This window comes from Xanthomonas sp. WCS2018Noco2-27 (genome assembly GCF_031843525.1).
GTDB lineage: Bacteria > Pseudomonadota > Gammaproteobacteria > Xanthomonadales > Xanthomonadaceae > Xanthomonas.
On the sequence record NZ_JAVTIK010000001.1, the window covers coordinates 706,365 to 719,534 of the forward strand.

Below are 13,170 nucleotides of genomic sequence, written 5' to 3' on the forward strand. Positions count from 1 at the left end.
CGCAGCGCCACGCTGCGTTGCGGCAGCCAGACGTCAGGCCACCGACGCGCGACACCGTCAATGTAAGAGAGCCCGGCGCTGCCGGGCGCTCACTCCCCACCGGGCACGCGCCCGACCTCTAGCAGACCGACCCCGCCATGACCGAACAGACCCCCGCGCCACATCTTCCCGTCGACGAGAACAGCCTCATCGCCGAGCGTCGCGCGAAACTGGGCGCGTTGCGCGGCCAGGGCATCGCGTATCCCAACGACTTCGTGCGCGAACACTTCGCCGGCGATCTGCAAGCCGAATTCGCCGATGCCGACAGCTGGACCCCCGAAGCGCTGGAAGCCAGCGGTCGCACCGTCAAAATGGCCGGCCGGCTGATGGCCAAGCGGGTGATGGGCAAGGCCAGCTTCGCGCAGATCCAGGACGAATCCGGGCGCGTGCAGTTGTTCCTGCAGGGCAATGTGCTCGGCGATGCCTATACCGCGTTCAAGGGCTGGGATGTCGGCGACATCGTGGCGGTGGAGGGCGGCCTGACCCGGACCAAGACCGGCGAGTTGTCGGTCAAGGCCAGCACGCTGCGGCTGCTGACCAAGTCGCTGCGCCCGTTGCCGGACAAGTGGCACGGCCTGTCGGACGTGGAGCAGCGCTACCGCCAGCGCTACGTCGACCTGATCGTCACTCCGGAGGCGCGCGAGGTCTTCATCAAGCGCTCCAAGATCATCCGTGCGATGCGCGCGTGGCTGGATGCGCGGCGTTTTCTGGAAGTGGAAACGCCGATGATGCATTACATCCCCGGTGGCGCCACCGCCAAGCCGTTCACCACCCACCACAATGCGCTGGATCTGGATCTGTACCTGCGCGTGGCGCCGGAGCTGTATCTCAAGCGGCTGGTGGTCGGTGGCCTGGAGCGCGTCTACGAGATCAACCGCAACTTCCGCAACGAAGGCGTGTCGACCCGGCACAACCCCGAGTTCACCATGCTCGAGCTCTACGAGGCCTACGCCACGTACCACGAGATCATGGATCTGACCGAGCAGGTCATCCGCGACACCGCGCAGTCGGTGCTGGGCACCACCCAGGTGAGCTGGGATGGCGCCGACATCGATCTGGCGCCGGCTTTCCGTCGCTGGCGCATGGATGAGGCCGTTCGTCACCACAATCCGGAAATCAGTGCGGCCGATTGCACCGATCGCGCCGCGCTGATGCGCCATTGCGAGCGGCTGAAGATCCGCACCAAGCCGTCTTACGGCTGGGGCAAGCTGCTGCTGGAAATCTTCGAAGCCACCGTCGAGCACACCTTGGTGCAACCGACCTTCATCACCGACCATCCGGTGGAAGTGTCGCCGCTGGCGCGCTCCAGCGACACCGAGCCGGGGTACACCGACCGCTTCGAGCTGTTCATCAACGGCAAGGAGCTGGCCAATGGCTTCTCCGAGCTCAACGACCCCGAAGACCAGGCCGCGCGCTTCCAGGCGCAGGTGCAGGCAAAGGACGGCGGAGACGACGAAGCGATGCACTACGACGCCGATTACATCCGTGCGTTGGAGTACGGAATGGCGCCGACCGGCGGCCTGGGCATCGGCATCGACCGTCTGGTGATGCTGCTGACCGGGAGCACCTCGATCCGTGATGTCCTGCTGTTTCCTTACATGCGCCCGGAAGCCTGATTTTTTTTGTGCGAACGCGTGCTCACGGCACAGATACTGCATATGCTAGGGCACAGCTCCGGACAGCGTCAGGTCCGGGGGAGTCGACACAGGGGGCGGCGTCACGCTTTTCCGTTCTCGGGATAGAGGAGCAACGGCTATGCAGGATGTTTTAGGGAATCCGGACGGCATGGTGTCGGCGGATACATGGGGAAGCTGGGCGGAAAAGGCGGATCTGGGATTGAACATCGTCATTGTCGATGATCAGATGTCCGCGCGGACGATGCTGCGCCATGTCATCGAGGACATCGCGCCGGAGCTGAAGGTCTACGACTTCGGCGACCCGCTCGACGCGTTGGCCTGGTGCGAAGCCGGGCGCGTGGATCTGTTGCTGCTCGACTACCGCATGCCCGGGATGGATGGCCTGGAGTTCGCGCGGCGCCTACGCCGGCTGCCGAGCCATCGCGATATTCCGATCATCCTGATCACCATCGTCGGCGACGAGCCGATCCGCCAGGCGGCGCTGGAAGCCGGGGTGATCGATTTCCTGGTCAAGCCGATCCGCCCGCGCGAGTTGCGAGCACGCTGCTCCAATCTGTTGCAGTTGCGTCAGCAGAGCGAGAGCGTCAAGCAACGCGCGCTGTCGCTGGAACAACGCCTGCTGGCCAGCATGAACGAGGTCGAAGAGCGCGAGCGCGAAACCTTGTCGCGGCTGGCGCGCGCCATCGAATACCGCGATTCGGGCACCAGCGCGTTCCTGGAGCGCATGTCGCATGTGGCCGGCCTGATCGCCGAACAGCTGGGCCTGTCGGAAGAAGAAGTGCGCATCATCGAGATGGCCGCACCGCTGCACGACATGGGCAAGATCGCCATTCCCGATTCGGTGCTGCTCAAGCCGGGCAAGCTTACCGATGACGAGATGAGCGTGATGAAGCGCCACCCTCGGATCGGCTACGAGTTGCTCAGCGGCAGCCAGAACCGCTTCATCCAGGTCGGCGCCTTGATCGCGCTGCGCCACCACGAGCGCTACGACGGCACCGGCTATCCGGACGGCCTGGTGGGCGAGGCGATTCCGCTGGAAGCGCGCATCGTGGCGGTGGCCGACGTGTTCGACGCCCTGCTGTCGCCGCGTCCGTACAAGGAAGCGTGGACGATGGACGCCGCGCTGGCCTATCTGTATGCGCAACGCGGCCGCCTGTTCGACCCGCGCTGCGTGGATGCACTACTGCGCGGTCGCGCGCAGCTGGACCAGATCTGCGGCGAGTTCTCCACCGCATCGGCGCGGCCCGGGGTATAGGCCATGAACTCGTTCGGATGGATCCGGCAGCGGCTGACGAATCGACCTGACAGCGAACATGGTCAAGCGATTGTTCGCATCGTTTTGATCACCTTGATCCTGTGTTACGTCCTGCTGCCAAGCGTCCATCACAGCTTGCCCCCGACCCAGCACGCCAGCGTGTTGGGCATTATCCTTACAGGCTTAAGCCTCGGGCTTGCGTTGTTCGGCTGGTTGCTATGGCGGCCCGGCCACTCGGATGCGCGTCGCATTCTGGGGATGCTGGCCGATTACGGCTTGATGGCAGCCGGCATGATCCAGATGGGGGAACCCTTGGCCTGGGTCTATGTGGTGGTCATGTGGGTCACCGTCGGCAACGGCCTGCGATACGGCAACCGCTATCTTTACCTTGCAGTGGTGATGGCTGTTGCGAGTTTTGCCACGACAGTTGCAATGACCGACTACTGGCGTCTCAACCAACGCCTTGGGGTCGGGCTGACAATTGGCCTGGCTGCTGTTCCGCTGTATTTCTCTAGCCTTTTACGGCAGCTGACCCGCGCCACGACGGAGGCACGTCGTGCCAGTGAGGCCAAGAGCCGCTTTCTCGCGAACATGAGTCACGAATTCCGTACGCCACTCAACGGGTTGTCCGGAATGACCGAGGTGTTGGCGACTACGCGTCTGGATAGCGAGCAGCGCGAATGTCTTAAAACGATTCAAGCCTCCACACGTAGCCTGCTTGCGCTGGTGGAAGAGGTGTTAGACATCTCGGCCATCGAGGCCGGCAAGCTCCGGATCACTATTTCGGATTTTGCGCTGCACTCTACATTGCAGGCGATTGGCCTCATCCTCAAACCGCAAGCCAAGGCAAAGGGCTTGAGCTACGAGATGACCGTCGCCGCGGACGTGCCCCCGCAGATTCAAGGCGATGCCGGTCACTTGCAGCAAATCTTGCTCAACCTGGTCGGTAACGCAGTCAAGTTCACCGATCAAGGCAGTGTGCAGTTGAAGGTGTCGACAAGCTTGCCTAGCGGCCATGCCGGGGTGTTGCTGCGCTTTGAAGTGCTCGATACAGGTATCGGTGTGCCGGTCGACATGCGGCCACGTCTGTTCGATGCGTTTGAGCAAGCGGATACCGGGCTGGCGCGTCGGTTCGAAGGCAGCGGTCTGGGGACCACGATTGCGAAGGGGCTGGTGCAGTCGATGGGCGGCGCGATTGGTTTTGCGGAAAATCCGACCGGCGGCAGTCTGTTCTGGTTTGAGCTCCCATTTGGTCTGGTGGCAGAAAAACCCGCAACGGCGCTAGCGCCACTGCCCGTGTTGCAGGATGCAGACGCGACAACGATTCCGGGCAATGTCATCGCGTTTGCCGATCCATTTCTGCGTCACCGTGCCCGCGTGCGCAGCATGCACATCCTGGTGGCAGACGACCATCTGGCAAATCGTCTTGTGCTGCAACGTTTGCTGCAAAAGGCGGGGCATCGCGTCACCTGCGTCGACGGTGGCGAAGCAGTGCTCGACGCGCTTGCTGCGACGGATTTCGACCTCGCGATCGTGGATCTGCACATGCCTGGCGTCAGCGGTCTGGACATGCTGAAGCAACTCCGTGTCATGCAGGCCGGAGGCCAACCGGGTACTCCGGTGGTGGTGCTGAGCGCTGACGTAACCCCAGAGTCAATACGTAGTTGTGAACAGGCCGGGGCTTACGCCTTCCTGGCAAAGCCGGTGGCGGCAATCAAGCTGCTGGATACGCTGACCGAGATCGCCGTCAATCAAAAACTGCGCCAGACGGATTTGACGATTGGCATCCGCGGACCGGTTGTGACCGGCACCGTGCTGGATCCTGCCGTGCTGGACGAACTGGCGGAGCTGGGGATGGGCAATGAATTCGAGCGCGAGTTCATTCAACAATGTCTCAGCGATGTCAGCGCGTGTGTCGTTCAACTGGGTAAATCCGCTGCCGATGAAGATTGGGCACGGTTGCGTGAGCATGCACACGCCGTCAAGGGTGTCTCCAGCAATCTTGGACTGGTGATCTTGGCCGAACAGGGCGGAGAGTTGATGCGACTGTCAGAGGCGCAGCTGCGGGCCGAGTGGCGTCAGCGGCTGGAGCAACTCAAGGATGGATTGCAGCAAGGACGCGATGCGCTCGCTCAACGTGCACGACGGAAGTCCCAGGAAGGCGCCAGTGGAAATGGCGATCTTGGATGAAAGCCCGGCAATAGGCCGGGCCTGATCCCCCTGCATTGGATCTACCAAAATCAGGCGGGACCTACGCCCATTCGTCGATTCTGTGCCTTGACCAGCCGGTCCATCGTACGCAACGATTTGTTGCTCAATCCCAGTGCTGCATCCACCCATATTTCGGTGATGCGCAGCAATTCTTCATACGGAACCGACTGTGCCACGTTGCGCGCCGCATTCATCGCAAGGTAGGAGTTGGGGATACGTTTTTGCTGACGAATGAGATTTTCAGTCGCCATCACGCCTTGCCCCTTCGGGACCAGTACGTCCACGATCCCCATCGCGTGCATTTCTTCGCTGCTGTAGATGCGTCCGTCAAGAATGATTTTTTCTGCCAAATGAGGCGCGACGCGGCGGCATAGGAAGGAATATGCGCCCATTCCAGGGAATAGATCGAACAAGACCTCGGGAAGTCCCATGCCGATGCCTTCCTCGGCGACGATGGTGTGACAGGCAAGGGCCATCTCCAGTCCGCCGCCCAGTGCATCGCCCTGCAGTAGCGCGATGCTGCGGACGTCGCCACCAAAGCCCACGTGCAGATGGTGCACACCTTCCACGCACCGTTTTGCATAGCGCAACAAGTGATCGCGATTTTGCTCGCGGATCAGGCGTGCAAACAGATCCAGATCTCCGCCTAGATTGAAAGCGCTTGAGTCAGACGCAAGAACGAAATGACGCAACTCGCCATTACGCCTTTCGTGCGGAGCACGCGTGATTGAACCCATGACATCCCATATCTCGTCCAATAACTCGGGGTTGCAGCAAGGGCGTACACCGAGGTGCGCGTTTGCATGCATGTATAACCAATGGGTGCCATCAGCTGCTGAGCAGTCGACACGAATGGTGGAGTGGGGGCGGCCGAGGGAAATCTTTTCAATCGTGTTCATGGGCTGATCCTGGAAGTGCCCGCTTCGGGAGAGTGGATGTCGGCGGGCGCGCACGATCCACTCGAAATCGATGCTACACCGGCACTATCTCCATAATGGCAAGGGGTTTCTTCCAAGTGTGAAGGATCAACGAACCGAATCTGTCGGTGAGCCTTCGTTATAGGGCGTGTGGCGTTGTGAGCTCAATTCTTTCGAAAATGAGCCCGGTTGTCATAATTATCTAGTGGCGTTAGCTATGTTTTGATGGTCGATATGTTTCTCACTGAGTGAGGTTTATTGCGATGCGGCTAGGGGAGCGAACTCTTCCGAATTGCGAGTTGCGTCGTAGAAGATCGGGCGCGTGCTGGTTGCGGTTGCTTCAGAGGCGAGCCTTTATCGCTAAGCTAAGAGTCAAAGTAAGGAAGCGTTTTTCATGTCGATGATTGGCGCCCCGAGTACATTGTGCTATTAAAAATAGGTGTCGCAATGTTGCGCGTAGCCGTCTGTGGCTTATTCTGAATTCTTGTCGGCGGTTCTTTCATTGCGGTAGATGGTGCTCTGTCGCAATCCAGTATTTTCATGACGATGTCGCCAAGCGTTCGCATCAGTGGGCTGGTGATATGGCTCTCGCTAGCGCTGCAATTTTAGTGGTTAGTCGAGTCCTTGGTGAGCGAGCCGGCGGGTGGTGTACGCTCGGTGCAAAGGCGCTCTAACCAGCGGTTCGTCTGATTGTTCTCGGCCATCACCCGAGTCGTGGCGATCGCGCTTCGATGCTTCGCTTTGATCAAATGGGAACGCACGGTCTTTCCGTTATCAAACTTCCTAATTCCCCTCATCGCTGCGAACGTGAGGATGAGTATATGCAGCGTGGTGTTCCCTTGCTTGTTTCCAGCCTTCATCGCGATCTCTTCTTTCGCGTTCATGCTTCTTGACGTCTTGGATCCCTCTGCGGCCGTCTAGCATGAAGCATGCAGTGAAGTACGACAGGTAGAGCATGTATTCGTTTTCTGATGATTCCTGGGCTGAAATGTAGACGCCCGCAAGGCCTTGCGGCGTTGCGGGCGTCATGACGACTGAACGTCTTCAACTCTGCGGTCGCACGGTGGACTACGCCTTCGGCGCATCCCGCAGTTCGCGCCGCAGGATCTTGCCGACATTGGTTTTGGGCAATTCTTTGCGGAATTCGATCACGCGGGGCTGCTTGTAGCCGGTCAGATTGGTCCGGCAATGCGCCTTCACATCGTCAGCGGTCAGGGCAGGGTCTTTCTTGACGATCACGACTTTGACGATTTCGCCTGATTTTTCGTCCGGTACGCCGACCGCCGCGACTTCCAGCACGCCGGGCATGGTGGCGATGACGTCTTCGATCTCGTTCGGGTAGACGTTGAAACCGGACACCAGAATCATGTCCTTCTTGCGGTCGACGATGTAGACGAAGCCTAGCTCGTCCATCCGCGCGATATCGCCGGTGTGCAGCCAGCCGTCCGCGTCCATCACCTTGGCGGTTTCGCCGGGCTGCTTCCAGTAGCCCTTCATCACCTGCGGGCCCTTGATGCACAACTCGCCAATCTCGCCGATCGCCAGTTCCGCACCGGCGTCGTCCTTGATGCAGGCATCGGTGGAGGGAATCGGCAGGCCGATCGAGGCGTTGTAGTCCTTCAGGTCCATCGGGTTGATGCAGGCGGCCGGCGACGTCTCGGTCAGGCCGTAGGCCTCCACCAGGGTTTGGCCGGTGACTTTCTTCCACCGCTCGGCGACCGAACGCTGCACGGCCATGCCGCCGCCCAGCGTCATCTTGAGCGAGGAAAAGTCGATCTGGTCGAAACCGGGCGTGTTGAGCAGGCCGTTGAACAGCGTGTTGACGCCGGTAAACGCAGTAAAGCGGGTCTTCTTCAGTTCCTTGACGAAGCCGGGCATGTCGCGCGGATTGCTGATCAGGTGATTGCAGCCGCCGATCTTCATGAAGACCAGGCCGTTCGCCGTCAGCGCGAAGATGTGATACAGCGGCAGCGCGGTGATCACCACTTCGTTGCCTTCTTCCAGCTTGCCGGTGCCGGACAGCCACTGGTGCGCCTGCTGCATGTTGGCGACCAGGTTGCGGTGGGTCAGCATCGCGCCCTTGGCCACGCCGGTGGTGCCGCCGGTGTACTGCAAAAACGCAATGTCGTCCGATTCGATCTGCAGCGTCGGCACGCTGTGCTTGCGGCCCAACGCCAATGCATCGCGGAAGCGGATGGCACCGTTGATGCGGTATTCCGGCACCAGCTTCTTGACGTATTTGACGACGAAATTGACCAGCGCTGCTTTTGGAAAGCCGAGCATGTCGCCCAGGCCGGTGGTGATCACCTGCTTTACCGGGGTGTCGGCGATGACCTGCTGCACGGTGGTGCCGAAGTTGTCGATGACCACCAGCACGCTGGCGCCGGAATCGATCAGCTGGTGCTTCAACTCACGCGGGGTGTAGAGCGGGTTGACGTTGACCACGGTCAGGCCAGCACGCAGGACGCCGAAGGTGGCGATGGGATACTGCAGGCAGTTGGGCATCATCAAGGCGACGCGGTCGCCTTTCTTCAACTGCAGCTCGCCGAGCAGATAGGCCGCGAATTGCTCGACCAGCTGATCCGCTTCCCGATAGGTAATGGTCTTGCCGAAGCTGTGATACGCAGGACGATCGGCAAAGCGCGCGACGGATGTCGCGAACACTTCGGCAATGGTGCGGAACTGCTCGAGATCGATCTCGGCGGCGACGCCGGCCGGATAACTTTGCAACCAAGGACGTGCCTGATTCATCTGCCCCCCTCCAGGGTGTTTAGTACGTGACGCGGTGTGTTCCACGGCACTACAACTCCTGGCAGCATACCGTCATGGATGGAAAAGGCGAAGCGTGATGCACGGCAGCATTCGGCAGTGGAAGCGGCTGTGGTGGCTGGTGATTTGTGCAGTGCTCCTGGCCGCTTGCGCGCGCGATGCGCCGGAGCAACGCCTGCGCGCGACCTTGCAGCACATGCATGAGGCGATCGAAGCGCGCGATATCGGCGACGCGATGGCGCCGGTGTCCGCCGATTTCGTAGGCGAAAACGGTCTGGACGCGGCCGGGCTGCGGCGGTTGATGCAGCTGCAGATGCTGGGGAATCGACAGATCGGCGTCACCGTGGGCCCGTTGGAGGTAGAGCTGCGCGGGCAGACGGCGACCGTGCGCTTCACGGCCTTGCTCACCGGCGGCAGTGGTGGCTGGGTGCCCGAGCAGGCGCAAACCTATCAGGTGATCACTGGCTGGCGGCTGCAGGACGGCGATTGGAGGCTGTATCACGCGCAATGGGAACCGGCAGGGCAGTGAGGAGGGCGGTCGGGTGCCGCGTATGCCGGCCCTGACGCCACCGCCATGACGGGCGAGCCGCAGGGTAAGACGATGACGCGGCAGACGAATGCGTTGCCACCTGGCAAGCGCGTGCACTGCATCGACTGCCCGCAGCATGCGTCGCACTCCGCTACAAACGCACCGGACCCAGAAACGACATTCCCGCCAAGCGGCGGGAATGTCGGTCCAGCGTCAGCGGCTAAGGATCACGCCGCCTTGCGTGCAGCCAGCTGGCGCAGAACGTACTGCAGCAAGCCGCCGTGCTTGAAGTACTCCACTTCCTTCGGCGTCAGCAGCAGCACCTTGACCTGGAACTGCTTGACGCTGCCATCGGACTTCTTGGCATCGACGGTGGCGCGACGGCTGGCACCGTCCTGCAGGCCGGTGATGTCCAAGACTTCGGAGCCATCCAGACCCAGCGTCTGAGCGTTTTCGTTTTCCAGGAACTGCAGCGGCAGCACGCCCATGCCGACCAGGTTGGAGCGATGGATGCGCTCGAAGCTTTCGGCGATCACCGCCTTGACGCCCAGCAGGTTGGTGCCCTTGGCCGCCCAGTCGCGCGAGGAGCCGGTGCCGTATTCCTTGCCGGCCAGCACCACCAGCGGCACGCCATCGGCCTTGTACTTCACCGCCGCGTCGTAGATCGCCAGCTTTTCCGGCTGACCGCCAGCTGCTGGGTAATACAGCGTGTTGCCGCCTTCTTCGCCACCGAACATCAGGTTCTTGATGCGGATGTTGGCGAAGGTGCCGCGCACCATCACATCGTCGTTGCCGCGGCGGCTGCCGTAGCTGTTGAAGTCGGCCGGTTGTACGCCGCGTTCCTGCAGGAAGCGTCCAGCTGGCGAATCCTTCTTGATGTTGCCGGCCGGGGAGATGTGGTCGGTGGTGATCGAGTCGCCGAACAGGCCCATGATGCGCGCGCCGTGCACGTCCTCCACATGACCGACCTGCATGGTCATGCCATCGAAGTAGGGCGGGTTCTTGATATAGGTGGATGCGGCATCCCATTCGTACAACGCGCCATCGGGCGAGGCGATGGTGTTCCAGCGCGAATCGCCCTTGAACACATCGGCGTAGTTCTGCTTGAACATCTCCGGGCCAACGGTCGCGGCGATTGTGTCGCCGATTTCCTTGTTGCTCGGCCAGATGTCGCGCAGGTACACCGGCTGACCGTCGCTACCGGTGCCCAGCGGCTCGGTGGTGAGGTCGATATCGGTGGTGCCGGCAATCGCATAGGCGACGACCAGCGGCGGCGAGGCCAAGTAATTCATTTTGACTTCGGGATGCACGCGGCCTTCGAAGTTGCGGTTGCCCGACAACACCGAGGCCACGACCAGATCGTCTTTGGCAATCGCGGCGGACACGTCTTCCGGCAGCGGGCCGGAGTTGCCGATGCAGGTGGTGCAGCCGTAGCCGACCACGTAAAAGCCGAGCGTTTCCAGGTCGGCCAGCACGCCGGCCTTGCTCAGATAATCGGTGACCACGCGCGAGCCCGGCCCGAGCGAGGTCTTGACCCACGGCTGCGCCTTCAAGCCCTTGGCGGCCGCGTTGCGTGCCAGCAGGCCGGCACCGAGCATCACTGCCGGGTTGGAGGTGTTGGTGCACGAGGTGATGGCAGCGATCACCACCGAGCCGTCGCGCAGCTGCCAGCCTGCGCCGCTGTCGGCCGCGCCTTCGGCATGGGCCGCCTTGGCGCCGACTGCGGTGCCTCCGCCGCCTTCGTTCTTCAGGCGATCTTCCTGTTTGATGTCGCCCAGCCGCTTGCTGCGCGCCTCGGCGAACGGCTTGAGGCTTTCGCGGTAATTGGCCTGCATGTCTTCCAGCAACACGCGGTCCTGCGGACGCTTGGGGCCGGCCAGCGACGGCTTGACCTCACCCATGTCCAGTTCCAGCGTGGCGCTGTACTGCGCAGGCGGGGTGGTGGCGTCGTGCCACAAGCCCTGCGCCTTTGCGTAGGCTTCCACCAGCGCAATCTGCTCCTCGCTGCGGCCGGACAGGCGCAGGTAGGTCAGTGATTCTTCGTCGACCGGGAAGATGCCGCAGGTGGCGCCGTATTCCGGTGCCATGTTGCCGATGGTGGCGCGGTCGGCCAGTGGCAGGTGCTGTAGGCCCTCGCCGAAGAACTCGACGAACTTGCCCACCACACCGGCCTTGCGCAGCATCTGGGTGACGGTGAGCACCAGATCGGTGGCGGTGGCGCCTTCGGGCAGTTTGCCGGTGAGCCTGAAGCCCACCACCTGCGGAATCAGCATCGACGACGGCTGGCCCAGCATCGCGGCCTCGGCTTCGATGCCACCCACGCCCCAGCCCAGCACGCCGATGCCATTGATCATGGTGGTGTGGCTGTCGGTGCCGAATACGGTGTCGGGATAAGCGACCAGGGTGCCGTCCTTGTCCGCGCTCATCACCACGCGGGCGAGATTTTCCAGGTTGACCTGGTGGACGATGCCGGTATTGGGCGGCACCACCTTGAAGTTTTCGAACGCTTTCTGGCCCCAGCGCAGGAAGCCGTAGCGTTCCTGGTTACGCTGGAATTCGATCTTGCCATTGAGGTCGAGCGCGTCGGGCTTGCCGAACACGTCCACCTGCACCGAGTGGTCGATGACCAGTTCGGAGGGAATCTGCGGGTTGATCTGGTCGGCGTCGCCGCCCAGCTTGACCACCGCATCGCGCATCGCGGCCAGGTCGACCACGCACGGCACGCCGGTGAAATCCTGCAGCACCACGCGCGCGGGCATGAAGGCGATTTCGATCTCAGGCTCGGCCTTGGGGTCCCATTTGGCGACTGCCTCAATATGGTCCTTGCCGACGGTCACACCGCCGTCCTCGTGCCGGAGCAGATTCTCCAGCAGGATCTTCATCGAGTAGGGCAGGTGGGCGATATCGAATCGCTCGCCCAGTTTGGGCAGGCTGTAATAGTCGTAGCGCTTGCCGTGGACCTCAAATGAGGCGCGGGTGGAAAAGGAATCGCTCATGCATCACTCCTATGGCGTCGAAGGCTTTAGGTAGGGGCCTATTCTGAGCAGTTCAGTGTGTACGCACGGTGTGTCCGAGTCGATCTGCTCGCTTGAGTACGACCGCCCAAGTACGTATCATATGCGCATACTTTCTGGAGCATGCTCATGGAAGCCACCGTTGCCGAACGTGGACAGATCACGTTGCCCAAGGCCGTGCGCGATGCCCTGGGCCTGACCAAGGGCACCACCCTTAAGATCGAACTCGATGGTGGGCGCATCATCTTGCGTAAAGATGTCAGCGAAGCGCTGCGCAAGGTGCGCGGCAAGTTCAAGCTGGTCGATGGCCTGACCAGCACCGACGAAGCCATGCGCGCCATCCGTGGCCGTGCGCCCGGGGACCCGTTCGACCCATGATCGCCCTGGATTCCTCGGTGCTGCTGGACATCCTCATCGGCGACCCGGTGTACGGCGAGGTGTCGGAAATCTGCATCGGCGATGCACTGGCGCGCGACGAGGTCGTGGTCTGCGACGCGGTGGTGGCCGAAGTGCTGGCCATGCTGGACACCCAGGTCGACCTGATGGAAACCCTGGCCTCGATCGGGGTGCGTTACGAAGCCACCCAGGAAGCGGCGGCGGTGCGCGCCGGCCATATGAACAAGCGCTTCCGTGCACGCGGCGGCAAGCGCGAGCGGGTGGTGGCGGATTTTCTGATCGGCGCCCACGCGATGCTCCAGTGCGATGGGTTGATTACCCGCGACGAGGGCTTCTTCCGCGACTACTTCAAGGGTTTGAAGATCACCGTCCCCAAGCCCGTTGCCTGATCCACGCCTTCTGA

10 protein-coding genes are annotated in these 13,170 nt (G+C 61.7%); 6 read left to right on the forward strand and 4 right to left on the reverse strand.

The window, feature by feature from the left end; translation table 11 throughout:
- Positions 1–137 precede the first annotated feature (137 nt).
- The 3 genes from lysS (at position 138) to RQH86_RS03065 (ending at position 5,121) form a co-directional block, all read left to right on the forward strand.
- Positions 138–1,655: a lysine--tRNA ligase gene (gene lysS, locus RQH86_RS03055; protein ID WP_311239806.1), complete on the forward strand. Its 1,518-nt coding sequence runs from the start codon at positions 138–140 to the stop codon at positions 1,653–1,655.
- A 139-nt stretch (positions 1,656–1,794) separates the two neighbouring features.
- Complete coding sequence (locus RQH86_RS03060; protein WP_055846510.1) at positions 1,795–2,931, forward strand: two-component system response regulator; 1,137 nt, start codon at positions 1,795–1,797, stop codon at positions 2,929–2,931.
- Between the two features lie 3 nt (positions 2,932–2,934).
- Positions 2,935–5,121 carry an ATP-binding protein gene (locus RQH86_RS03065; protein ID WP_311239805.1) on the forward strand — a complete coding sequence of 729 codons (2,187 nt, stop codon included), beginning with the start codon at positions 2,935–2,937 and terminating at the stop codon, positions 5,119–5,121.
- 50 nt (positions 5,122–5,171) lie between these two features.
- Here the strand turns inward: RQH86_RS03065 and RQH86_RS03070 are convergent, their stop codons facing one another.
- The 3 genes from RQH86_RS03070 to RQH86_RS03080 form a co-directional block, all read right to left on the reverse strand.
- Entirely contained in the window at positions 5,172–6,041 is an 870-nt protein-coding gene (locus tag RQH86_RS03070; RefSeq protein ID WP_311239804.1) for a crotonase/enoyl-CoA hydratase family protein, read from the reverse strand.
- A 623-nt stretch (positions 6,042–6,664) separates the two neighbouring features.
- The gene (locus RQH86_RS03075) at positions 6,665–6,943 is read right to left on the reverse strand and encodes a hypothetical protein (RefSeq protein ID WP_311239803.1); all 279 of its coding nucleotides are present in this window, start codon (positions 6,941–6,943) and stop codon (positions 6,665–6,667) included.
- A 184-nt stretch (positions 6,944–7,127) separates the two neighbouring features.
- The gene (locus RQH86_RS03080; RefSeq protein WP_311239802.1) at positions 7,128–8,810 is read right to left on the reverse strand and encodes a long-chain fatty acid--CoA ligase; all 1,683 of its coding nucleotides are present in this window, start codon (positions 8,808–8,810) and stop codon (positions 7,128–7,130) included.
- Between the two features lie 97 nt (positions 8,811–8,907).
- On the opposite strand from RQH86_RS03080, the gene RQH86_RS03085 reads away from it, so the two are divergent.
- Positions 8,908–9,357 (forward strand): nuclear transport factor 2 family protein, encoded by a 450-nt coding sequence (locus RQH86_RS03085; RefSeq protein WP_311239801.1) that lies wholly within the window; start codon positions 8,908–8,910, stop codon positions 9,355–9,357.
- 227 nt (positions 9,358–9,584) lie between these two features.
- On the opposite strand, the gene acnA is transcribed toward RQH86_RS03085, so the two are convergent.
- A complete protein-coding gene (acnA, locus tag RQH86_RS03090; protein ID WP_115558962.1) occupies positions 9,585–12,353 on the reverse strand; it encodes an aconitate hydratase AcnA in 2,769 nt (922 codons plus the stop codon).
- Positions 12,354–12,500: 147 nt separating this feature from the next.
- Here acnA and RQH86_RS03095 point away from each other — a divergent pair, with 147 nt between their 5' ends.
- Together RQH86_RS03095 and RQH86_RS03100 are read left to right on the forward strand one after the other, a co-directional pair.
- Entirely contained in the window at positions 12,501–12,749 is a 249-nt protein-coding gene (locus RQH86_RS03095) for an AbrB/MazE/SpoVT family DNA-binding domain-containing protein (protein WP_016903180.1), read from the forward strand.
- Positions 12,746–13,156, forward strand: a complete 411-nt coding sequence (locus tag RQH86_RS03100) for a type II toxin-antitoxin system VapC family toxin (RefSeq protein WP_011259444.1) — start codon at positions 12,746–12,748, stop codon at positions 13,154–13,156. Before RQH86_RS03095 ends, RQH86_RS03100 begins: the two co-directional genes overlap by 4 nt.
- Positions 13,157–13,170 lie beyond the last annotated feature (14 nt).